Consider the following 23474-nt stretch of genomic DNA (forward strand, 5'->3'; position numbering starts at 1 on the left):
AGCCGGCCCCTGGCGGCGGGGATTTGCCGCAGTCTTTTTTCGCAGGCCGAGAGCGATTTCGGACTCACCGAATCGTCGTGAATGGAGTTATGGTCAGGGCCCATGGCGCGGTATGTTTTCATCACCGGCGGCGTGGTGTCGTCATTGGGCAAAGGGCTTGCGTCGGCGGCTCTCGGGGCTCTTCTTCAGGCGCGTGGCTACAAGGTTCGGCTGCGTAAACTCGATCCCTATCTCAACGTCGATCCGGGCACGATGTCGCCCTATCAGCACGGCGAAGTGTACGTCACCGACGACGGCGCCGAGACCGATCTCGACCTTGGGCATTACGAGCGCTTCACGGGACGTCCGGCCAACCGGATGGACAACATCACCACCGGGCGCATTTATCAGGACATCATCGCCAAGGAACGCCGCGGCGACTTTCTTGGCGGCACCGTGCAGGTCATTCCGCACGTTACCGATGCGATCAAGGAATTCGTCCTCGACGGCAACGAGGAATACGACTTCGTGCTGTGCGAAATCGGCGGCACTGTCGGCGATATCGAGGCGCTCCCATTCTTCGAGGCGATCCGCCAGCTCGGCAACGACCTGCCGCGCGGCGATGCCGTCTATATCCATCTCACCCTGATGCCGTTCATCCCGAGCGCTGGCGAGTTGAAGACCAAGCCGACTCAGCACTCGGTCAAGGAACTGCGCTCGATCGGCATCCAACCCGACATTCTGCTGGTGCGCTGCGACCGGCCGATCCCGGAATCCGAGCGGCGCAAGCTGTCGCTGTTCTGCAACGTGCGCGAATCCGCCGTCATCCCGGGTCTCGATGTGCCGTCGATCTACGATGTGCCGATCTCCTATCACGAGGAGGGGATCGACGAGGAAGTGCTCGCCGCCTTCGGCATCAAGGGCGCGCCGGCGCCGGATCTGAGCCGCTGGCAGAAGATTTCGCACCAGACTCACAATCCCGAGGGCGACGTCACCATCGCCATCGTCGGCAAGTACACCGGTCTCAAGGACGCCTACAAGTCGCTGATGGAAGCGCTTGCCCATGGCGGCCTCGCCAACAATGTGCGTGTCCATTTGGAGTGGATCGAGTCTGAGGTCTTCGAAAAAGAAGACCCGTCGCCCTATCTCGACAATGTGCATGGCATTCTGGTGCCGGGCGGCTTCGGCAAGCGCGGCGCGGAAGGCAAGATCCGCGCGGCCCGCTTCGCCCGCGAACGCAAGGTGCCGTATTTCGGTATCTGCTACGGCATGCAGATGGCCGTCATCGAAGCCGCGCGCAACATGGCCGGCATCAAGGAAGCGACGTCGAGCGAATTCGGCGAACCGAGCTCCATCGAGCCGGTCGTCGGCCTGATGACTGAATGGCTGAAAGGCAACGAGCTTGAAAAGCGCTCCGCCCAGGGCGATCTTGGCGGCACGCTTCGTCTCGGCGCGTTCCCGGCCGCCCTTGGCGAGGGCAGCCGCATCGCCGAAATTTATGGTGCGACCGAGATTTCCGAACGCCATCGCCATCGCTACGAGGTCAACGTGGCGTACCGCGACGTGCTCGAAAAGCATGGCATGCGTTTTGCCGGCATGTCGCCGGACGGCCTGCTGCCCGAGACCGTCGAACTCGTCGACCATCCGTGGTTCGTCGGTGTTCAGTATCATCCTGAGTTGAAATCGCGGCCGTTCGATCCGCATCCGCTGTTCGCGTCCTTCATCTCGGCGGCCGTGGACCAGAGCCGGCTGGTCTGACGCGTCATCGAACGGTCCATTTTCGGTGGCATCGGCACCAGTGCGTTACGTGAGTGAATGAAGGATCCCGATCCATGATGCGTGGTGTCGATCACCTGGTTCTGCCGGTGGAAGAACTCGATATCGCCCGTGCCCGCTACGAGGCGCTCGGCTTCACCGTGGCGCCCGATGCCCGCCATCCGTTCGGCACCGAGAACGCCTGCGTATTCTTCGCCAACCGCACCTATCTCGAACCGTTGGCCGTCGGTGAGCGGGCTGTGGTCGAGAAGTTCGCCCGCAAGGGACTGACATTCCTGCGCCGCTATCAGGCTTATCGCTTCCGTCACGGGCTCGACGGGTTCGCCATGATGGCGGTGACCAGCGAAGACGCAAAAACCGATCACGCCGTCTATACCGAAGAGGGCTTCGCCGCAGGTGACGTGTTCACCTTCGACCGTCAGGCCGCGGATGCGTCCGGCAACGAGACGACGATCGGTGTTCGTCTGGCTTTCGCCATCGACGAAAACGCGCCCGACGCCACGTTCTTTTCCTGCCAGCACATCAACACCGATGTATTCTGGCATGCGGACCGCACAACGCATTCCAACGGCGCGCTGGGGCTGGCCGAGATTATCCTGACGGAAGACAATCCGACGGATTTTCAGTATATTCTGCAGACCGTTACCGGTCAGCGCGACCCGCGCGTGTCGTCGTTCGGAATGCATTTCTCGCCGCCGAAAGCCGATGTCTCGGTGCTGTCGCCAGCCGGCTTTGAGGCCATCTATGGCGAAGCCGCACCGAACGCGGGCAGGGGCCTGCGCTTCGCTGCCTTCGTCGTTGGAGTGGAAAGCCTGTCGTCCGTTTCGGCCATTCTCGGCCTTGGCGATGTCGACCATCGTTTGAACAACGACATGATCGTCGTGCCGCCGGCGCCCGGCCAGGGCACGGCAATCGTCTTCAAGGAGGTCCGGCCATGACCAGTTCCCCGGAAGCCATCGTTTCGGTCGGGTCCGTCCGCTTCGCCAACACGCTGCCGTTCTCGCTGATCGCCGGGCCCTGTGCCATGGAAAGCCGTGAGCACGCGCTTGAAATGGCGACGGCTCTGAAGGAGATCACCGACCGGCTCGGTATCGGCTTCGTCTTCAAGACGAGCTTCGACAAGGCCAACCGCACCAGCCTGAAGAGCGCGCGCGGGATTGGCGTCGAGGCGGCTCTGCCGGTCTTTGCAGAAATCCGGGAGAGCCTCGGCATTCCTGTGCTGACAGACGTGCACGAGGCCGAGCAGTGCGCAATTGCCGCCGAGGCCGTCGACATCCTGCAGATCCCGGCCTTTCTCTGCCGCCAGACCGATCTGCTCATTGCCGCGGCCAACACCGGCTGCGTCGTCAACGTCAAGAAGGGCCAGTTCCTTGCGCCTTGGGATATGGCGAATGTGGTCGACAAGGTCGTCGGCGCGGGCAACAGCCGTGTCATGCTGACCGAGCGCGGCGCGAGCTTTGGCTACAACACGCTGGTCACCGACATGCGCGGGCTTCCTGTCATGGCCTCGACCGGCGCTCCGGTGATCTTCGACGCGACCCATTCCGTGCAACAGCCGGGCGGGCGTGGCGGCACCTCGGGCGGGCAGCGTGAGTTCGTTCCAGTGCTCGCGCGTGCCGCTATGGCGGTCGGTGTCGCCGGCGTCTTCATCGAGACCCACCAGGATCCCGATAGCGCGCCCTCCGATGGCCCGAACATGGTGCCGCTCGCCGAGATGGAAGCGCTGCTCGCGACTCTGAAGGCGTTCGATGCGGTCGCCAAGGCGAACCCGGTTTCGATCTAGCTTCAGCGACGATACGCAGCGGCGGTGACGCAGGGGCAGGGCATTCCGCCGTCTCCGCCCGCGACATTGCGCCGTTTCGCGCGAAAATGCCGGTCTTTGTCCTTTTGAGGGCTTCCACCTGACCCGGTCAGGGTCTAGAAGCCAAGGCAGTCCTTCCTCCACCAAGACCAGATGCGGGAGATCCCACATGTCCGCGATTATCGATATCACCGGCCGCGAAATCCTCGACAGCCGGGGCAACCCGACGGTTGAAGTCGACGTTATCCTCGAAGACGGTGCGTTCGGCCGCGCCGCGGTGCCGTCCGGCGCCTCGACCGGCGCCCACGAAGCCGTCGAACTGCGCGACGGCGGCACGCGTTACCTCGGCAAGGGCGTTCTCAACGCCGTCGACGCGGTCAATAGCGAAATCTTCAGCGCCGTCGGCGGCATGGACGCCGAAGACCAGGTCGCCATCGACGAGGCGCTCTGCACCCTCGACGGCACGCCGAACAAGGCGCGTCTCGGCGCCAACGCCATTCTCGGTGTGTCGCTCGCCGTCGCAAAGGCCGCCGCCGAGTCGGCCGGTCTGCCGCTCTATCGCTATGTCGGCGGCACCAATGCCCGCGTGCTGCCGGTTCCGATGATGAACATCATCAATGGTGGCGCGCATGCGGACAATCCGATCGACTTCCAGGAATTCATGATCATGCCGGTCGGCGCCGACACCTTCTCGGAAGGTCTGCGCATGGGTGCCGAGGTGTTCCACGCGCTGAAGAAGGCGCTGAAGGATGCCGGCCACAACACCAATGTCGGCGACGAGGGCGGTTTCGCTCCGAACCTCGCCTCCGCCGATGAGGCTCTCGGCTTCGTCATGAAGGCGATCGAATCGGCCGGCTACAAGCCGGGTGACGACATCATGCTGGCGCTCGACTGCGCCTCGACCGAGTTCTTTGAAGGCGGCAAGTACAACCTCGCCGGCGAGGGTCGCGTCCTGCCGCCGGTCGAGATGGCTGCCGTGCTCGCCGACCTCGTAGACCGCTACCCGATCATCTCGATCGAAGACGGCATGGCCGAGGATGACTGGGATGGCTGGAAAGTGCTGACCGATGCGGTCGGTAACCGCTGTCAGCTCGTCGGCGACGACCTTTTTGTCACCAACTCGGTTCGTCTCGCCGATGGTATTTTGCGCGGCGTCGCCAATTCGATCCTCGTCAAGGTCAACCAGATCGGTTCGCTGACCGAGACGCTGGAAGCCGTCGAGATGGCGCATAAGGCGAACTACACCGCCGTCATGTCGCACCGCTCGGGCGAGACCGAGGATTCGACCATCGCCGACCTCGCGGTCGCCACCAACTGCGGTCAGATAAAGACCGGCTCGTTGTCGCGCTCGGATCGTCTTGCGAAGTACAATCAGCTGCTGCGCATCGAGGACGGCCTCGGCCCGCAGGCTCGCTACGCCGGCAAGAGCATCCTCAAGGCCTGATTGTGCTGAAAAGTCAGGATTTGAAGAGGGCGCGGACTTCGGTTTGCGCCCTTTTTATGTGCTCTCGCCAGCGGACGGGAAGGTGAGGGTGATGCGTGCGCCACCCTCCGGCCCGTTGTCGAAGTGAAGTTCGACGCCGTAATTCGCCGCGATGTCGCGAACGATCGCAAGGCCGAGGCCGGACCCCGGAGCGCTCTCGTCGAACCGTTTGCCGCGTTCCCCAAGCCGGTTATGCGCCGCATCGGGAAAGCCCGGCCCATCATCCGACACCGTCAGGCGAATACCATCGGACCCGCTCTCCACGCCCACCGAAACCCGGCTCGCAGCCCATTTCGTCGCGTTCTCGACGATGTTGCCGAGCATTTCGGTCAGGTCGTTGCGTTCGAGCGGGACGATCAGCCCGGCAGGGCATGTCACCTGCCATGCAAGTGCCTCGCCCTGCGGGGTTTTCTGCACCGTGCGGACAATGGCGTTGAGCGTCTCGCACAAGGGGGCGGTACCCGGCCGGCCGCGATCGCGGGACTGCAGCCGGGTGAGGGCGAGCTGATGGTCGACATGGCGCTGCATGTCCGCCGCGAGTTGCGCGAGTTCCCGGCCTTCATCCGCCTGACCCTCATCCTCAAGTCGCTGTGCATGGCCGCGCAGCACGGTGAGCGGCGTTTTCAGCCCGTGCGCGAGATCGGCCGCGCGCGCCCGCGCGTGATCCATTGCCTTGCCTTGTTCGTCGAGCAGCGTGTTGACCTCGTGCACCAGCGGCATGACCTCTTCGGGAAAGGTTCCCGAAAGCCGCGTGCTCTTGTCCCCCCGGATCGCGGCAATACCCGCACGGATCGACTGCAGCGGTCGCAGACCGAGCGTTATCTGCGCCCATACGGCCGCAAGCAGAACCAGGCCGAGAAGCAGCAGCGAGGGCACCAGGTCGGCGGCAAACTGGTTGCGCGCCTCGATCAGGGCGGATCGGTTGAGCCCGACCGCGATCCGGATCAGGTGGGGGCCTGAGTCGGTCGGAAAGGCGATCTCCTGTTCGAGAGCGATGAGGGTGCCTCCTGCCGGATCCGGGAGAAGGTGCCGGTGGACTTGGTGCCGATCGATCACGTCGTCCGGAAAGTCGAGATCGCTGTCCCAAAGCGAACGGGAACGACGAACGACACCGCTCTTGGCGTCCGACGCGCGCCAGTAGAGCCCGCTCAGGGGGCGCTGGAAGCGTGGATCGGGAAGCAGGAGCTTGATTGCAAATGACGAGCCGTCCGGCGTCAGCACCACATTGCCGGCGATCTGGTTGACGTAGGTCTCCAGCTCGGCATCGATGCGACGCTCGACATGACGGGAAAACAGGAAGACGAGGCCGGCACCGGCGAGCGCAAGGGCGAGGGTGATCGAAAGCAACGAAACAAGAAGCAGGCGCAGTTTAAGCGACGTGCTTCTCATGCGGTCTCCTCACCGATGTAATAGCCGAAGCCGCGTTTGGTCTTGATCAGTTCGGCGCCGATCTTGCGCCGGGTTCGCCCGACCAGAACCTCGATCGCGTTGGAATCGCGTTCATAGTCCTGCGCATAGAGGTGTTCGGTCAATTCGATTTGCGAAACCACGCGGCCTTTCTGCATCATCAGATAGGCGACGAGCTTGTATTCCTGCGGCGACAGGGAGATCGGCACGCCTTCGACGGAGACGCGCATCGTGCGCGTGTCGAGGGATACGACGCCGTCGGAAATGACCGGCGTCGCGTGCCCGGATGAGCGTCGCACGATGGCGCGCAGCCGGGCGACCAGTTCCTCCATCTGGAACGGTTTCGGCAGATAGTCGTCGGCACCGGCCTCGATGCCCTCGACGCGTTCCGCCCAGGTGCCGCGGGCCGACAGAACGAGAATAGGAAAATCTCGCCCGTTGGCCCGCCACCGTTTGAGAACGGCGAGACCGTCCATGCTCGGCAGGCCGAGATCTAGAACGACAGCGTCGTAGTCCTCGGTGTCGCCGAGGAACCACGCTTCTTCGCCATCGCTCTCATGGGTAACGATGAAACCCTGCGCCTTCACGGCCGCGACCACATCGCGCGCGATACGCTTGTCATCTTCGACAACGAGCACTCTCATTCGTCGTCCTCGATCTTGATAATTTTTCCGGTGCGGGCATCGAGATAGATCTCGACGAGTCTCCCGCGCGGATTGATGAGTTTGATTTCGTAGACCGGAACGCCGTCGTCCTCTTCGTATTCGATCTCGGCGATCTTGCCGTCGAGGTGGTCCTTTGCGCTCGCGAGGATGGTCTGCAGCGGCAGGATGTCGCCGCGTTGGCGCGCGGCATGCGCGCGGTCGTGATCACTTTCGGCTGCTTCGTTCTCGCTCGCGAGGGCCCGCTCGAAGATGTTGCCCCCATGCGAGAGGGCGCCGGCGCCTGCGGCGAGAAGGGCGGCGACTCCAATGAACAGAAAACGGTTTTTCAGGCTGATTTGCATGAAGCTCATTCTGCGCGAAACAAACTGACAGATGCCTGACAATAGCACTCAGGATGCCGTCAGCCGCACCTCGCTATGGTCCGTGTCATCAACCCACCCGGGATGCCCGGGCAAACATGACACCCGCCCGGAGCTGCCGGGCAAACGACAAAGGACCACTTAATGCGCAAGATCGTTCTCGCCACCGTCGCCGCCTTCACCGTCATCGGCTCCACTGCCGCGTTCGCGTCGGGTGATGAAGCCAAGTGCACCTCTGCTCCCCGCGACCAGTGGATGAGCGAAGAAGCCGTCAAGGCGAAGGTTATGGAGATGGGTTACGAAGTCCGCCGCGTGAAGGTCGAGGACGGCTGCTATGAGGCCTATGCCATCGACAAGAACGGCGCGAAGGCCGAACTCTACGTCGATCCGATGACCGGCAACGTCGTCAAGTCGAAGATGGACGACTGATGTCTGCCGCCGAACTCGATGCCGGCCGCACGACGCGGCCGGCAACGGTGCGGGTCTGGGATCCCCTGGTCCGCATCTTTCACTGGGGCCTGGTTGCGACATTCGCCATCGCCTACATCACCGGCGATGAATGGCAGAAGGTTCATGAACCTGCCGGCTACGTCGTGATGGGTCTGATCGCGTTCCGGATCCTTTGGGGCTTCGTGGGAACACGCCACGCCCGGTTTTCAAAATTCGTCTATCGCCCGTCGACCGTGCTCGGCTTCATGAAAGACACAATTGGTCTCAGGGCAAAACGCTACATCGGTCACAATCCGGCCGGCGGTGCGATGGTGATCGCGTTGCTGATCGCCCTTGCCGCGATCTCCGCCACCGGCTTCATGATGACGACCGACGCTTACTGGGGTGTCGAATGGGTCGAAGAGGCCCACGAAGCCGCCGTCAACATCACGCTCGGCCTCGTCGTACTCCACGTGATCGGCGTTGTCGTCGCCAGTATCGAACATGGCGAGAATCTTGCTCGGGCAATGGTCACCGGCCGCAAACGCCCTGAGTGACTTTCATGGCGAGAAAAAAAGCGAAGGGGCGGGGACCTGTCTGGTTCCCGCCCCTTGCGTTTATCAAAGTGCCGTGCCGCTACGACCGCGGCTCGCTCGCCAGCCCTTTCAGGATCGCAAAGCAGGCGAGCAGCAGCACGATCGTGAATGGAAAGCCGGTCGAAACGGCCATCGCTTGTAACGCCGCAAGTCCGCCGCCAAGCAGCAGCGCAATCGCGACGAGGCCTTCGAAAACCGCCCAGAAGATACGCTGCGGCAGCGGTGCATCGACCTTGCCGCCGGCGGTGATCGTGTCGATGACCAGCGAACCGGAGTCCGACGATGTGACGAAGAACACGATCACAAGCGCGATACCGATGAACGAGGTGATCGACGTCAGCGGAAGAACGGCCAGCATCTTGAAGAGCTTCAGTTCCAGCGCCGCGTCCTGCACTCCCGTGTAGCCGTCGGCGATGATCTGGTGGATCGCGGTGCCGCCAAACGCTGTCATCCACAGCACCGACACCAGCGAGGGAATCAGCAGCACGCAGACGATGAATTCGCGAACTGTCCGGCCACGGCTGACGCGCGCGATGAACATACCCACGAACGGCGACCAGGAGATCCACCAGGCCCAGTAGAACGACGTCCAGCCCTGCGAGAAATTGGCGTCCTCGCGTCCAAACGGGTTCGACAGTCCCGGAAGATACTCGGCATAGGCGACCAGATTGTTGAAGAAGCCCGTCATGATAGCGAGCGTCGGCCCGACCGCGATGACGAACAGGAGCAGAAGCGCCGCCAGCACCATGTTGATTTCCGACAGGCGTTTCACGCCGGCATCGAGACCGGCGACGACCGAGGTCAGCGCAATGCCGGTAATGCCGAGGATCAGGAACACCTTGGTGGCGTCGGTGATTGGTACCCCGAACAGGAAATTCAGGCCCGCCGTTGCCTGCTCGGCGCCGAAACCGAGCGAGGTTGCGAGACCGAACAGGGTCGCAAAGACCGCCAGCGTATCGATGATGTGTCCGGTCCAGCCCCAGATCCGTTCACCGAAGATCGGGTAGAAGACGGAGCGGATGGTTAGCGGCAGACCCTTGTTGTAGGAGAACAGCGCGAGCGCCAGTGCGACGATGGCGTAGATTGCCCACGGGTGCAGGCCCCAGTGGAAGATGGTGGCGGCCATGCCGAGACGCTCGGCTTCCGCGGAGTTGCCGGCCGCTGCTCCAAGCGGCGCCCAGTCGGTCCGCGCGCCATTGTCGCCGACTGAAATTCCGCCCATCGACGACGAATAGTGCGAGATCGGTTCCGACACGCCGTAGAACATCAGCCCGATGTCCATGCCGGCGGCAAACAGCATCGCGAACCAGCCGGAGTAGGAGTAATCGGGCGTTGCGTCCTTGCCGCCGATGCGCACCTTGCCGTAGGGCGAGACGATCAGGAACAGGCACAGAAGAACGAAGATGTTCGCCGCGCCGAGGAAGAACCAGTCGAAGGTCGACGTCAGCCATCCGCGCATAGTGCCGAACAGCGGACCGACGCTGTCCTGAAATGCCAGCGTGAGAAAGACGAAGGCGACGATGGTCAAACCCGAGATGGCGAACACCGGGTTGTGGATGTCGAGGCCGAAGGGCCCCACGCTTACGGAAATATTGTCCTGGCCGATCTCGTAATCGGTATCGATGACGTTGGCCGGTCCCTCGGGTTCCGGAATGCCGGACGGTGACGTATCACTCATGATGTCCCCCTTGAAGCGCTTGGAGCCGGGTTCAAATGACCCGGGCAGGCGGTCGGCTTTTCCCCAAAAGCCGAAAATTACGTGCAAAAATCAGCGGATGAGGAAAACCGACGCTGTTGCGTGCTGGGCGATTTTCCCGCCATTCGACGGCCAGATGTAATCGACGACATTCGGAATATGCGTCGCCATCACGACCAGGTCCGCGCCGACCTCGTCGATCGCAGCCATCAGGGTTGCATCGAGATCACTGGTCGGATCGTGGCTGATATAGGCTTTCGCGCTTGTCTCGATGCCGTGTCGGGCGCCTTCGCTGGCAGCGTAAGCATCAAGTTTTTCAGCGTATTCTTCAGGTGTATGGCCAAGCTTGCCCGGCGCGGACGCCGATACACCAACAAAGCACAATGGAATTTTGTAGTGTTTGGAAAGGTCGTAGGCGGTGTTGATCGCCTTTTCCAGTTTATCCACGTGCGCAAGATCGATGGGCACCAGGATTTTTCTGTACATAAATGCCTCCCTCGCAAGTTCGGCGCCGTCAAAAGACGCTCTTTTTATCGTTTAGAAGAGGGAAGCGTGTTTCAACCGGCAGGGGCTGTCCCGGAACCGGTTTCCACAGGTCAATTTGCGACGGAATCGTCACTTTGCGACCAAATATATGGTCGAAAATGTAATTAGCCGGCAATAAACAGGCGCGAAGAAGGAGCGCCGGTCCCGGCAGCACCGGTGTGGCATACCGTCGTGAGTAGGGTGGCGGAATGAGCCGTCGTCAGGTATTTCGCAGCCGCTCGAAACCCGCATCGAGGTCGGCCATCAGGTCGTCCTTGTCCTCGAGCCCGACATGGAACCGGATGAGGGGACCCTCGGCCTTCCATTCGGTTGCGGTACGAATTCCTTCGAGCTGCGGAACGATGACGAGGCTCTCGAACCCGCCCCACGAGGCGCCGATGCCAAACAGCTCCATGCCGTCGACCATCGCTTCGACGGCCTCTTGCGAATACGGGTTCAGCACCACGCCCATCAGCCCGCAGGCGCCGGTGAAATCGCGCTTCCAGATCGCGTGGCCGGGATCGCTTTCGAGCGGCGGATAGAGCACACGCGCAACTTCGGGCCGCCCCTCGAGCCATTTCGCGATCGCAAGCGCGCTGACCTCATGCTGGCGGAGCCGTACGCTCATCGTCCGCAGGCCGCGCAAGGCCAGATAGACGTCATCGGGGCCGACATGAAGCCCGAGCGCAAGGTGAGTCGCCTTCAGTGCGGGCAGAGCTGCCTCGCTCGCGGCGACGGTGCCGATCATGACGTCGGAATGCCCGACGATATATTTCGTCGCTGCCTGGATCGACAGGTCGACGCCGTGGCCGATTGCATCGAAATAGAGCGGTGTCGCCCAGGTGTTGTCCAGGAGGACGAGGGCGCCGCGGGCATGGGCGACCTCGGCAATCGCCGGGATGTCCTGCATCTCGAACGTCAGCGAACCGGGCGCCTCGGTGAACACCGCGCGTGTATTGTCGCGGAAGAGATCGGCAATGCCGGCGCCGATGGTCGGATCGTAATAGGTCGTCTCGACGCCGAAACGCGCCAGTACGGTGTTGCAGAGACGACGGCTCGGGCCATATATCGAATCGGCAACGAGCAGATGATCCCCCGCCGACAGGCACGATTGCAGCGCAACCCCGATAGCCGCCAGACCGCTCGGCGCGAGCACCGTGCCGGCCGCGCCCTCAAGCGCCGTGATGGCTTCTTCCAGCGCCTCGCTGGTCGGCGTTCCCATACGTCCGTAGGCATAGCGGGACTTGTGACCGTGCATGTCCGCGATACTTGGATGAAGAACGGTGGAGGCATGGATCACCGGCGGGTTGACGAAGCCGTTGTTGTCCTGCGGGTGGCGACCGGCATGGGTGATGACGGTATCCGGCTTGTGGGGTGTTCCGCTCTTGTGCGTGCTCATTTTGTGATCTCTTCAAATCCGGTGATCGCAGCAAACACCGCTTGAAGCGCTTTTTTTCGTGACATTCAACCCCTTGACCCAGCCGGTTAAATGGCATGTGATGCTTGCCCGGGAGTTGGGTTTGCATCCGTTCATCGCGGTTTCGTTCGACAGGGAGGAGATGTCGGCGGGCCTGCGGCGGCGGAATATGGCGCCAACTTCAGAAAAAACACGATACTCACAGGGTAACAGAAAAGGCAGCATCTCTCATGAAAACCAAACTTATGCCCGTTCTCATCGGCGCAACGTTTGCCGCGTTTGCGACGACGGCTTCGGCTGCGACGCTCGACGACGTAAAGGCCAAGGGCTTCATCCAGTGCGGTGTGAGCCAGGGTCTCCCGGGCTTCTCGAACCCCGACGACAAGGGCAACTGGACCGGCCTCGACGTCGACTTCTGCCGCGCGATGGCTGCTGCTGTTTTCGGCGATGCGACCAAGGTGAAGTTCACCCCGCTGTCGGCCAAGGAACGCTTCACGGCTCTGCAGTCGGGTGAAATCGACGTCCTGCCGCGCAACACGACCTGGACCATGAGCCGCGACACCGCTCTCGGCCTGAACTTCGCCGGCGTCAACTACTACGACGGTCAGGGCTTCATGGTTCGCAAGTCGCTTGGCGTTGCCTCGGCTCTCGAGCTTTCCGGCGCCAGCGTGTGCACGAACACCGGCACCACCACCGAGCTGAACGTCGCTGACTACTTCCGCGCCAACAACATGCCGTACGAAATCGTCGCCTTCGAAAAGGCCGACGAAGTTGTGCAGGCCTATGACGCCGGTCGTTGCGACGTCTACACCACGGACGCCTCGGGCCTCTATGCGCAGCGCCTGAAGCTGACCAGCCCGGACGAGCACACCGTTCTGCCGGAAATCATCTCCAAGGAGCCGCTCGGCCCGGTCGTCCGTCAGGGCGATGACCAGTGGTTCAACATTGCCAAGTGGACCCTCTTCGCGCAGGTCAATGCCGAAGAAATGGGCGTCACCATGGCCAACGTCGACGAGATGAAGGGTTCCGACAACCCGAGCATCAAGCGCATGCTGGGCACCGAAGGTGCGTTCGGCGAGCCGCTCGGCATCGGCAACGACTGGGCCTACCAGATCGTCAAGCAGGTCGGTAACTACGGCGAGATGTTCGACCGCAACGTCGGTCCGGAAACCCCGCTCGGCATCGCTCGCGGCGTCAATGCGCTGTGGTCGAAGGGCGGCCTGCAGTACGCCCCGCCGATCCGCTAATCCGCGGCGATCCAACGGACTTCTCCGGGCGGGGAAACCTGCCCGGAAGAAGCCTCCGAGTGGGCGGCGGATAAATTCAGAACCGGACACGCTGTCATTTAGAAATAGCGCGCCGGACCAATCACTTGATCCGCCTCCTGCATAATCCACGACCCCGTCCAGGTGGGGCGGGTGTGGGCCGTGTGAGGGGATATGGCTGTGGCAGACAAACGGGGACAGGAAGATGTCCCGAAAGTCGCGTGGATCAACGATCCGAAGATCCGCGGCTTGCTCTATCAGGCGCTTCTCGTAATCGGGATCGTCTTCATCGGTTACAACATCGTAACCAACGCGATCATCAACCTCGAACGCCAGAACATCGCATCGGGGTTTGGATTTCTCGACAATACGGCCGGCTTCGCCGTTACGCAGTCGCTGATCGACTATTCCGAGGAATCGAGTTACGGCCAGGCATTTCTCGTCGGCTTCCTCAACACGCTGCTGATTGCCATCATCGGCATCTTCTTCGCCACCGTGTTGGGCTTCGTCATCGGCATCGCACGGCTGTCCTCGAACTGGGTGATCTCCCGTATCGCCTATGTCTACATCGAGGTCGTCCGCAACGTTCCTCTGCTTCTTCAGATCTTCTTCTGGTACTTCGCGGTTCTGCGTGCGGTGCCCAATCCGCGCAACAGCGTCGAGATTCCAGGAAGCATCTTCCTTAACAATCGCGGTCTGTTCATGCCGAGACCCGTCATGGGTGACGGCGCCGGCGTCGTCGGGATCGCGGTCCTTGTTGCGATAGCCATAATCATCGTGATGGCGCGCTGGGCTCGTAAACGTCAGATGGCGACCGGCCAGCAGTTCCATACCTTCTATGTCTCGCTCGGCATTCTGTTCGGCCTGCCGCTGATCGCCTTCTTCGCGATGGGCATGCCGATTACGCTCGATTTCCCGGCGCTCAAGGGCTTCAATTTCGCCGGCGGCATGAAGGTCATCCCCGAATTCGTCGGCTTGCTGCTCGCGCTTTCGATCTATACCGCGTCCTATATCGCGGAAATCGTCCGTGCCGGCATTCTCGCCGTCAGCCACGGTCAGACCGAGGCGTCCTATTCGCTGGGCCTGCGGCCGAGCCCGACGCTGCGTCTGGTGATCATTCCGCAGGCCATGCGCGTGATCATTCCGCCGCTGACCAACCAGTATCTCAACCTGACCAAGAACTCGTCGCTCGCGGTCGCGATCGCCTATCCCGATCTCGTCTCCGTGTTCGCCGGTACGGTTCTCAACCAGACCGGTCAGGCCGTCGAGGTGCTTTCCATCACGATGCTGGTCTACCTGGCGCTCAGCCTGCTGACCTCGTTGTTCATGAACTGGTTCAATGCCCGTATGGCATTGGTCGAACGGTAAGGGGGCGGAGTCATGTCGAATACCGATCTCAGCTACGTCCGAACCGAGTTCAGCGACAGCCTGCCGCCGCCGTCGACGCAAGTCGGCGTCATCGGCTGGATGCGCGCCAACCTGTTCTCAAGCGTGTTCAATACGGTCCTCACGCTGTTCGGCATTTATCTGATCTATCTGCTGGTGCCGCCGCTAATCCAATTCGCGCTTGTTGACGCGACATGGGAAGGCGACGGGCGCGAGTCCTGCCTTGCCAATCATGGCGCCTGCTGGGCCTATGTGGATGCGTATTTCTCGCAGTTCATCTACGGCCGCTATCCGGATCCGGAACGCTGGCGGGTGGACATCGTGTTCGCCTCGGGCATCCTGCTTCTGGTCCCGATGCTGATCCCGAAAGTCCCGTTCAAGCGGGAAAACGCGATCCTGCTCCTCGGCGTCTATCCGGTGCTGGCCTTTGTCCTGCTGACCGGAGGCAATCTGGACCTCGATGGCTTCCTGCTTCCCGACGCCGTGATGGCGCCGTCGACGCTGAAGTTCTGGGTCGATTTCCTGATCATTGCGGCCGCGGCCGTCGGTCTGACCAAGGTCATCACCAGAATGGCGGAGTCCGAGAGCAACGCTCCGGCAATCGCCATTGCGGTGATTTTCGCACTGATCGCCGTCGTCATGGTGGTCATCGATATCGACTTCGGCATGCGGACGGTTGAAACCGACAAGTGGGGCGGCCTGCTGGTTACGCTCGTCGTTGCCATTACCGGCATCACGGCGTCGTTGCCGCTCGGCATCCTGCTGGCACTCGGGCGGCGTTCCAAGCTGCCGGCCGTTCGTCTGTCCTCGGTGATCTTCATCGAGTTCTGGCGCGGCGTGCCGTTGATCACCGTGCTGTTCATGTCGAGCGTGATGCTGCCGCTGTTCCTGCCGGAGGGCGTGACCTTCGACAAGCTGTTGCGTGCACTGATCGGTGTCGCGCTGTTCTCGGCCGCCTATATGGCCGAGGTGGTGCGCGGCGGTCTGCAGGCGATCCCGAAAGGCCAGCATGAAGGCGCCCAGGCGCTTGGTCTGACCTACTGGCAGATGATGGGTCTCATCGTCCTGCCTCAGGCTCTCAAGCTGGTCATCCCGGGCATCGTCAACAGCTTCATCGCGCTGTTCAAGGACACCACGCTGGTCCTGATCATCGGCCTGTTCGATCTGCTCGGTCAGGTGCAGTCGTCGTTCACCGACCCGAAATGGTCCACGCCGTTCACCAGCCACACCGGCTACCTGTTTGCGGCGCTGATCTTCTGGGTCTTCTGCTTCAGCATGTCGCGCTATTCCATCTTCATGGAGAAGCGCCTGCACACCGGCCACAAACGCTGATTAACGACGGGCGCCGCTTCGAGCGGCGCCCGCTTCGCAAAAAGTTCAAGGGGAACCGAAACCATGACCGAACAAAGCGCGGAAGCGACCGGCGGCACCCGATCGAAATTGGAAATTTCCGAAACCGAAGTCGCCATCGAGATGGTCGACGTCCACAAGTGGTACGGCGATTTCCACGTGTTGCGTGATATCAATCTGAAGGTGATGCGCGGCGAGCGTATCGTCATCTGCGGCCCGTCGGGCTCTGGCAAGTCGACCATGATCCGCTGCATCAACCGTCTGGAAGAGCACCAGCGCGGCCAGATCATCGTCGACGGCATCGAGCTGACCGACGACCTCAAGCGGATCGATGAGATCCGCCGTGAAGTCGGGATGGTGTTCCAGCACTTCAACCTGTTCCCGCATCTGACCATTCTGGAGAACTGCACGCTGGCGCCGATCTGGGTTCGCAAGATGCCCAAGAAGGAAGCCGAAGACATCGCGATGCACTATCTGGAGCGCGTGAAGATCCCGGAGCAGGCGCTGAAATATCCTGGCCAGCTTTCCGGTGGCCAGCAGCAACGCGTGGCGATCGCCCGCAGCCTGTGCATGAACCCGCGCATCATGCTGTTCGACGAACCGACTTCGGCGCTCGATCCGGAAATGATCAAGGAAGTGCTGGACGTCATGGTCGGTCTTGCCGAAGAAGGCATGACCATGCTGTGCGTCACGCACGAAATGGGCTTTGCCCGCCAGGTCGCCAACCGCGTCATCTTCATGGATGCCGGCCAGATCGTCGAACAGAACGAACCTGAAGCGTTCTTCAACGATCCCAAGCACGACCGCACCAAGCTGTTCCTGAGCCAGATTCTGCACTAGCCGGAACAGGGGCGACTCGGACACACTGTCAGGCGGAGCGGCGCCATGCGTGCCGTTCCGGTAATTGCTGGGGGGCAATTGCAATAGGCCGGGCGAAGCGGCCCCGAAGGGGTCGGGGCACATTCCGTCGGGTCGAGGGACGGAAGGGCATACGGTGTCGAAAAGCTTCCGACTGAGCGGCTATGTCAGCCACGTAGGTCGCAAACTCGCCTTGGGCGTATCCGATGGCGACGTTTTCAATGCAGCGGTTCAACTTGACGAAACCATCGATGACGGCGCGGCCGTCACCCCGCTGATCGGCACCTATCCCGGTGCTCTTGAGTCGATCAATGTCGAGATCGGCAAGCTGCGCCTCAAGCTGCAGGCGACCCATCTCAGCAAGATCAGCAAACGCATCGACGAGCCTTACGCCTATATCCTGGAAGCCCAGCTCATCCATGCCGATGACGATGGCGCGCATATGCGCGGTACGCTAGAAATCATCCTGATGCAGCGCACCGACGCGGCGCCGCTGGACGACGACGACTCCCTCGCACCTCCGATGATTGCCCACTACAAGGACAAGCACTGGCGCATCTGGCTCGCCGTCGAAGGCGGCGCAACCGACAAGATCGAAGGTCCGCTGAACCTGTAACGCGCTTTCCCGAGGCGAAGGTGTTCGTCAGCGAAAAGTCGGCAGGCGGTTCGGATGCGAAAAGGCACGCAACAGGCCGACTCGCGGAGTCGCGTGGCCACATCTGTTTTTTAGAAACCGGGCAGGGCGCATAAACAATGCATGCGGGATGCATGTGTCGGCGCGCAGTGGTCGCTAACGCTGGCTCCGGCGTCTGCCCGCATTCGGCTGAAAACTAAGGGGAATCGGGAGGGGGGCTGCCTATTCGCCGGTTTCGATCGGCTTGCCGGCGACCACCCACTCCGTCCATGAGCCGTCGTACAGCGAATGGTCGTGGTGTCCGATCACTTCGAGCGCGAAGTTAAGCAGCGACGCGGTCACGCCCGATCCGCACGACGTGATGATCGGCTTGGACAAGTCGATGCCGGCCTCGGCAATGGCTGCACGGATACCGTCATTGTCCTTGAGCTGGCCGTCGATGGTCAGAAGATCGGCGCCGGGCAGGTTGATCGCGCCCTTCATGTGGCCGGACGCAACGCCCTCGCGCGGTTCGGGATCCTTACCGATGAACCGGCCGTGGGCCCGGGTGTCGACGACTTGCGCCGAGCCGGTCGCGAGCGCCTTTTCCACATCGTCCATGTCGCGCACGCCGCCATGATCGAAACGCGCCGTGAAGTGCCGTTCCTGGCGTTTGACGAGACCGAAATCGAGCGGGCGTTGCTCGTCGTCCCATTTCGGCAGGCCGCCTTCGAGAATGACCACATCGGTGACGCCCATCAGCCGGAACGTCCACCACACGCGCGGTGCGGAGATGTAGCCTTCGCCGTCATAGATGACGATTTTCTGACCGTCGCCGATGCCGAGCTTGCGCATCTTGGAAGCGAAAACGGTGGTGTTCGGCAGCATGTGCGGCAGCGTCGACGCGGTGTCGGCGATATCGTCGATGTCGAAATAGACCGCACCCGGCAGATGCTCTTCGAGGTATTCCTCGTAGCCGTTGCGCTTGGTGATTTCGAGATACCAGGACCCGTCGATCAGCACCACGTCGGGTGACTCGATGTGTTCAGCGAGCCAGTCGGTCGAGACGAGGTGCTTGCGCGTCATGTGGTATCTCCCTGAAATTGATGGCCTTGAGGCCATTCTTTCGCGGCCGTGCAGGAGGCCGCCTGTTGAACCCAAATGATATGGACCGGAGGGCAGGTGGGGGCAAGGGCTCAGACGACGCAGCCGATCAGGCGGTGTCGCCGGTCTCCTCGAGGCGGATGCGCACCCGGCGGTTCTGCTTGCCCTTCTTTTCGATCTTGGTGACGGAAATCCGGCCGATTTCCCCCGTGGCCGCCACATGCGTCCCGCCACAGGGCTGCAGATCGGCATCCTCGCCGACACGGATCAGACGAACCCGGCCGCTACCCATTGGCGGTTTGACGCTCATGGTCTTCACCAGCTCCGGCTGTGCGGCCATTTCCTCGTCGCTGATCCACTCGAACGACACCGGCAGGTCTTCGGCAATCAGTTCGTTGACCTTTTCCGTAACTTCGTCCTTGTCGATGCCCGCTTCGGGAATGTCGAAATCGAGGCGCCCGTCGCCGTCGCTGATCTGGCCGCCGGTTACGGGATAGGGCAGCACGGCCGACAACAGATGCAGCGCGGTGTGCACGCGCATATGTCGATAGCGGCGCGGCCAGTCCACATGGCAGACGACCTTCTCGCCCGCCTCCGGCATCGTCGAGCCTTCCGCCGGCACATGGACGATCTCTTCCTTGCTCTCACCATAGACCGTGGTCGCGATCGCAATCGTCGACCCGTCGGCGCGTTCGAGCGAGCCGCTATCACCCAGCTGACCGCCGCCTGTCGGATAGAAGATCGTCCGGTCGAGCACGATGCCGCCGCGATCATTGACCCCGACAACCGTTGCTTCGCACGTCGTCAGATAGGAATCTTCGCGGAAAAGCTGGGTCGTCACGCTGCTCATGGGAGGCCTCGAAAGCTGGACCGGGCGGGTCTTCCGCGGCGCGCGATGTGCCGCTGTCAGGCTGCCGGCTCGAACGGAATGGACAAGGCTTCCTTTGTCGCAAGCCAGTTCGGCACCGGCAACCCCTTTTCCGTCAGGAAGGCGGGGTTGAATAGCTTCGAGGCGTAGCGCGTGCCGTAATCGCAAAGGACCGTCACGATGGTGTGGCCGGGCCCGAGTTCCCTGGCCATGCGGATTGCGCCGGCGATGTTGATGCCCGACGAGCCGCCAAGGCACAGTCCTTCCTGTTCGACGAGATCGAAGATGATCGGCAGCGCTTCGTTATCGCCGATCCGATAGGCGAGATCGACCGGCGCACCCTCCAGATTCGCGGTGATCCGGCCCTGGCCGATCCCTTCCGTGATCGACGAGCCTTCCGAGGCGAATTCGCCGGTTGTGTAGTAGCTGTAGAGCGCCGCGCCCATCGGGTCGGCGAGGCCGATCTTGATCGCCGGATTGAACTCTTTCAGCCCCATGCCGACGCCGGCGAGCGTACCGCCCGTGCCAACCGCGCAGATGAACCCGTCGATCTTGCCGTCGGTCTGCTGCCAGATCTCCTTCGCCGTCGTGCGGATATGCCCGTCGCGATTGGCGACATTGTCGAACTGGTTGGCCCAGATCGCGCCGCCGGGCTCGCTGGCGGCAAGCTGTGCGGCGAGGCGGCCAGACACCTTCACGTAGTTGTTCGGGTTCTTGTACGGCACCGCAGGAACCTCAATCAATTCGGCGCCATAGAGCCGCAGGGCCTGCTTCTTTTCCTCACTCTGCGTCTCGGGGATGACGATGACGGTCCGGTATCCGAGCGCGCGCGCGACCATGCTGAGCCCGATCCCGGTGTTGCCGGCGGTGCCCTCGACGATGACGCCGCCCGGCTCGAGCTGTTTCTTCGCGATCGCGTCCTCGATGATGAACAGCCCTGCACGGTCCTTAACCGACTGTCCGGGGTTGAGAAATTCGGCCTTGCCGAGGATTTCGCATCCGGTCAGCTCCGAGGCCCGGTTCAGACGGATGAGGGGCGTGTTGCCGATTGTCTGAAGAACGTTGGCGGACACTTGCATGATGGTGAAATCCTCAATTGAAAACCGGCCACCGTCGTGGCCCTCGCTCCTAAAAGCTAGGACTCGGAAGGGGTTAGGACAAGAAATCTGATGCCCTTGATGGGCCTGTCTGCTGGTAGGATTATTCGCGAAACTCCCAATCTGTGAAAAGCGGATCGTTTCCGGCCCAAGTTGGTGCGGTGGAACGTTTCCACGCGGCGGAACAACGATGGCGAGCCGGCTCGATATTGCCGACATATGGTTCAACACGCTTGCCGCCAGCCGGGCACCTGCTAAACTTCTTTTCAAACGTGACTCTTTTTTGCCGCCAGGGCCGATCGGCCCGGCTGGCATGAGGACAGTGACTTGGACGATCGGCGTGACGAAACGGCGCCGGTTCGTGGTGACAAGTCCGGCGATGATGAGGCGCGCACGCACAACGATGCGCAGCCTTCGACGCCGGACAAAGGCGAAACCGGAGATCGGGTGCAGCACCAGTCTGCCTCGAAACGGTCGCGCCGCCGCCGCCGCCGGAAGAGAGGGAAGCGACACGGCGATGCCGTGGCGTCGCAGACGGTGACTGAAACAGGCGCCGGCGATGGCGCGTGCGCGCAACCAGGTTCCAAGGAAAACGCTCCGAATTCCGTGACGCCGAACGGCGGCGGCCAAGTTTCTACAAGCGCTGGGGAAGGAAACCCTGCCTCGGCACCGGCAAGCGGCCGCAAGCGGCGGACCCGGGCGCGCCGGCGTCGTGGCGGCAAGGGCAGCGCGCCGAAACCGCTGCAGACAACGGAATTGCCGAATACCTCGGCGCAGGAATTGGCCGCCGGACAGGCGGCGCCACAAGCACAATCGGCGCCGGAACAACAGAAACGCGATCCCGGAGCCGACGCACCGCAACAGGGCGCGCGTCGCGTTGCTGCGCCGGCGACACCGCGCCGCAAGCAGGACCTCTATGCAGCGCTCGATCTCGGCACCAACAATTGCCGTCTTTTGATCGCCGAACCGCTGGAGCGCGGTTTCAAGGTGGTGGATGCATTCTCCCGCATCGTCCGGCTGGGCGAGGGGATCTCGCATTCCGGCCGGCTGAGCGACGATGCCATGGACCGGGCGATCTCCGCCCTGCATGTCTGTCGCAAAAAGCTGAGCGACCGTGGCGTCGAACGCGCCCGGCTAATCGCGACCGAGGCCTGCCGTATCGCCGACAATGGCGAGGGCTTCATCACCCGTATCGAGGAAGAAACCGGGCTGGCGCTGGAGATCGTCAATCGCGAGACCGAAGCGCGCCTCGCCGTTGCCGGTTGCGCCACGCTGATCGATCGCGAGGCCGAGGGCGTCGTCCTGTTCGATATCGGCGGCGGCTCATCGGAACTGGTCTGGCTCGACCTGCGCAACCGCACCTATCAGCGCGGTGTGGCGCTGACCCGTTTCATCCGCTCCTGGATGTCTTTACCACTTGGCGTCGTCACGCTGTCGGAGCGCCATGGCGGGGTTCACGTAACGCCGGAGATCTTCGAGGAAATGGTGGCCGATGTCCTCGAGGCGCTCGAAGGCTTCGGTGAAGCGGAGTCGCTTGCCAAAGCGGTCGCGCGCGGGCAGGTGCATATGCTCGGCACGTCCGGTACGGTAACGACGCTCGCAGGCATTCACCTCGATCTCGCACGCTACGATCGTCGCCGGGTCGATGGAACCTGGCTTGAGGGCACCGCCATGACGGCAATGATCCAGAAACTGGTCGCCATGCCGTTCGAGGAGAGGGTCGCCAATCCTTGCATCGGCGCCGACCGGGCCGATCTGGTGCTCGCCGGCTGTGCGATCCTCGAGGCGATCCATCGTAAATGGCCCTGTCCGCGCCTGCGGGTTGCCGACAGGGGACTCCGCGAGGGCATTCTGGTCGAACTGATGGCCGCCGACGGCGTCTGGCGGCGGCGGCGTTCGCGCACACGCCGGCCTCGTTGAGAACAGGAGAGGACGCGATGAGCCAGAAATCCGGAGAACGCGGCAGCAGCGGACGCGGCAGCAGTGGACGGGGCATCAAGCAGCGCCTCAAGACCGCCAAGAAGCGCACGCCGTCGTCGCAACGCTGGCTCGAGCGACAGCTGAACGATCCCTACGTCGCGCGGGCAAAGGCCGAAGGATACCGGTCGCGCGCCGCCTACAAGCTGCTCGAGATCGACGACAAGCACAATCTGTTGAAGAAGGGCATGCGGGTGGTCGACCTCGGCGCCGCGCCCGGCGGCTGGTCGCAGGTCTCCGTCGCCCGCACCGGTTCGACGGACGACAACATTCTGGTCGTCGGCATCGACTATCTCGGCATGGAGCCGATCGCCGGGGTGACGCTGCTGGAAAAGGATTTCCTCGACGACGATGCACCCGACATGCTGCGCGACGCACTTGGTGGTCACAACGCCGATATCGTGCTCTCGGACATGGCAGCACCGACGACGGGCCACAAGAAGACCGACCACCTTCGCATCATGCATTTATGCGAAGTGGCGCTTGAATTCGCCCGCGAGGTGCTCGTGCCTGGCGGGGCTTTCCTTGCCAAGGTTTTTCAGGGCGGGACCGAGCACACGCTGCTTGCCGACCTGAAACGGGATTTCACCGCCGTCTTCCACGTCAAGCCGGCCGCGAGCCGCGCCGATTCCGCCGAGCTCTATGTGCTGGCCAAGGGGTTCCGTGGGCGGCGCGACGACGACCGCGGCGACCGCGACGAAATGAATATCAGCGAAGACGAATGAATATCGCCCGGCGGCTTTCCAAGTCGCCGGTCGCGTGATATTCACCACCGCCAATCTTTTCAGCCTGTGCCGATTCCATCGGGTGCCTCCATTTTTCG

At 62.2% G+C, this 23474-nt stretch carries 22 protein-coding genes; 13 read left to right on the forward strand and 9 right to left on the reverse strand.

Annotated elements, in window-relative coordinates:
* The first annotated feature begins 102 nt into the window (after positions 1 to 102).
* The 4 genes from C0606_02500 (at position 103) to C0606_02515 (ending at position 5000) form a co-directional block, all read left to right on the forward strand.
* Entirely contained in the window at positions 103 to 1737 is a 1635-nt protein-coding gene (locus C0606_02500) for a CTP synthetase (protein PLX39409.1), read from the forward strand.
* 74 nt (positions 1738 to 1811) lie between these two features.
* Positions 1812 to 2693, forward strand: coding sequence for a lactoylglutathione lyase (locus tag C0606_02505; GenBank protein PLX39410.1), 882 nt, complete (start codon positions 1812 to 1814; stop codon positions 2691 to 2693).
* The gene (locus C0606_02510) at positions 2690 to 3538 is read left to right on the forward strand and encodes a 3-deoxy-8-phosphooctulonate synthase (GenBank protein PLX39411.1); all 849 of its coding nucleotides are present in this window, start codon (positions 2690 to 2692) and stop codon (positions 3536 to 3538) included. The genes C0606_02505 and C0606_02510 overlap by 4 nt, the downstream gene beginning before the upstream one ends.
* Before the next feature lie 187 nt (positions 3539 to 3725).
* Positions 3726 to 5000 (forward strand): phosphopyruvate hydratase, encoded by a 1275-nt coding sequence (locus tag C0606_02515; protein PLX39412.1) that lies wholly within the window; start codon positions 3726 to 3728, stop codon positions 4998 to 5000.
* A gap of 54 nt (positions 5001 to 5054) precedes the next feature.
* Here C0606_02515 and C0606_02520 read toward each other — a convergent pair whose 3' ends face one another.
* The 3 genes from C0606_02520 to C0606_02530 are packed head-to-tail and all read right to left on the reverse strand — an operon-like array spanning position 5055 to position 7452.
* Positions 5055 to 6428 (reverse strand): sensor histidine kinase, encoded by a 1374-nt coding sequence (locus tag C0606_02520; GenBank protein PLX39413.1) that lies wholly within the window; start codon positions 6426 to 6428, stop codon positions 5055 to 5057.
* Complete coding sequence (locus C0606_02525) at positions 6425 to 7090, reverse strand: DNA-binding response regulator (protein PLX39414.1); 666 nt, start codon at positions 7088 to 7090, stop codon at positions 6425 to 6427. Before C0606_02525 ends, C0606_02520 begins: the two co-directional genes overlap by 4 nt.
* Complete coding sequence (locus C0606_02530; protein PLX39415.1) at positions 7087 to 7452, reverse strand: hypothetical protein; 366 nt, start codon at positions 7450 to 7452, stop codon at positions 7087 to 7089. Before C0606_02530 ends, C0606_02525 begins: the two co-directional genes overlap by 4 nt.
* Positions 7453 to 7614: 162 nt before the next feature.
* Here C0606_02530 and C0606_02535 point away from each other — a divergent pair, with 162 nt between their 5' ends.
* On the forward strand, positions 7615 to 7899 hold the full coding sequence (locus tag C0606_02535) for a PepSY domain-containing protein (protein ID PLX39416.1): 285 nt from the start codon (positions 7615 to 7617) through the stop codon (positions 7897 to 7899).
* Positions 7899 to 8456, forward strand: a complete 558-nt coding sequence (locus C0606_02540; protein PLX39417.1) for a cytochrome B — start codon at positions 7899 to 7901, stop codon at positions 8454 to 8456. Before C0606_02535 ends, C0606_02540 begins: the two co-directional genes overlap by 1 nt.
* Before the next feature lie 79 nt (positions 8457 to 8535).
* Here C0606_02540 and C0606_02545 read toward each other — a convergent pair whose 3' ends face one another.
* The 3 genes from C0606_02545 to metC form a co-directional block, all read right to left on the reverse strand.
* Positions 8536 to 10173: a BCCT transporter gene (locus tag C0606_02545; GenBank protein PLX39418.1), complete on the reverse strand. Its 1638-nt coding sequence runs from the start codon at positions 10171 to 10173 to the stop codon at positions 8536 to 8538.
* Between the two features lie 90 nt (positions 10174 to 10263).
* A complete protein-coding gene (locus tag C0606_02550) occupies positions 10264 to 10677 on the reverse strand; it encodes a universal stress protein UspA (protein ID PLX39419.1) in 414 nt (137 codons plus the stop codon).
* Between the two features lie 259 nt (positions 10678 to 10936).
* Positions 10937 to 12115, reverse strand: a complete 1179-nt coding sequence (gene metC, locus C0606_02555) for a cystathionine beta-lyase (protein PLX39420.1) — start codon at positions 12113 to 12115, stop codon at positions 10937 to 10939.
* A gap of 248 nt (positions 12116 to 12363) precedes the next feature.
* Between metC and C0606_02560 the strand changes: the two genes are divergently transcribed.
* From C0606_02560 to C0606_02580, 5 genes are all read left to right on the forward strand, one after another.
* Positions 12364 to 13380, forward strand: coding sequence for an amino acid ABC transporter substrate-binding protein (locus C0606_02560; GenBank protein PLX39421.1), 1017 nt, complete (start codon positions 12364 to 12366; stop codon positions 13378 to 13380).
* A gap of 192 nt (positions 13381 to 13572) precedes the next feature.
* On the forward strand, positions 13573 to 14766 hold the full coding sequence (locus C0606_02565) for an amino acid ABC transporter permease (GenBank protein ID PLX39422.1): 1194 nt from the start codon (positions 13573 to 13575) through the stop codon (positions 14764 to 14766).
* Between the two features lie 12 nt (positions 14767 to 14778).
* Complete coding sequence (locus C0606_02570; GenBank protein PLX39423.1) at positions 14779 to 16116, forward strand: amino acid ABC transporter permease; 1338 nt, start codon at positions 14779 to 14781, stop codon at positions 16114 to 16116.
* 63 nt (positions 16117 to 16179) lie between these two features.
* Complete coding sequence (locus C0606_02575) at positions 16180 to 16974, forward strand: ABC transporter ATP-binding protein (GenBank protein PLX39424.1); 795 nt, start codon at positions 16180 to 16182, stop codon at positions 16972 to 16974.
* Between the two features lie 211 nt (positions 16975 to 17185).
* Complete coding sequence (locus C0606_02580; protein ID PLX39425.1) at positions 17186 to 17608, forward strand: hypothetical protein; 423 nt, start codon at positions 17186 to 17188, stop codon at positions 17606 to 17608.
* A gap of 240 nt (positions 17609 to 17848) precedes the next feature.
* Here the strand turns inward: C0606_02580 and C0606_02585 are convergent, their stop codons facing one another.
* From C0606_02585 to C0606_02595, 3 genes are all read right to left on the reverse strand, one after another.
* On the reverse strand, positions 17849 to 18691 hold the full coding sequence (locus C0606_02585; protein ID PLX39426.1) for a 3-mercaptopyruvate sulfurtransferase: 843 nt from the start codon (positions 18689 to 18691) through the stop codon (positions 17849 to 17851).
* Between the two features lie 127 nt (positions 18692 to 18818).
* On the reverse strand, positions 18819 to 19550 hold the full coding sequence (locus tag C0606_02590; GenBank protein PLX39670.1) for an Ala-tRNA(Pro) hydrolase: 732 nt from the start codon (positions 19548 to 19550) through the stop codon (positions 18819 to 18821).
* A gap of 65 nt (positions 19551 to 19615) precedes the next feature.
* Positions 19616 to 20650 (reverse strand): cysteine synthase A, encoded by a 1035-nt coding sequence (locus C0606_02595; GenBank protein PLX39669.1) that lies wholly within the window; start codon positions 20648 to 20650, stop codon positions 19616 to 19618.
* Positions 20651 to 21196: 546 nt separating this feature from the next.
* On the opposite strand from C0606_02595, the gene C0606_02600 reads away from it, so the two are divergent.
* Both C0606_02600 and C0606_02605 read left to right on the forward strand, forming a co-directional pair.
* The gene (locus tag C0606_02600; protein ID PLX39671.1) at positions 21197 to 22594 is read left to right on the forward strand and encodes an exopolyphosphatase; all 1398 of its coding nucleotides are present in this window, start codon (positions 21197 to 21199) and stop codon (positions 22592 to 22594) included.
* A gap of 17 nt (positions 22595 to 22611) precedes the next feature.
* The gene (locus tag C0606_02605; GenBank protein ID PLX39427.1) at positions 22612 to 23376 is read left to right on the forward strand and encodes a 23S rRNA methyltransferase; all 765 of its coding nucleotides are present in this window, start codon (positions 22612 to 22614) and stop codon (positions 23374 to 23376) included.
* The last annotated feature ends 98 nt before the right edge of the window (positions 23377 to 23474 follow it).

The organism is Hyphomicrobiales bacterium, assembly GCA_002869065.1.
Classification (GTDB): domain Bacteria; phylum Pseudomonadota; class Alphaproteobacteria; order Rhizobiales; family Rhodobiaceae; genus Rhodobium.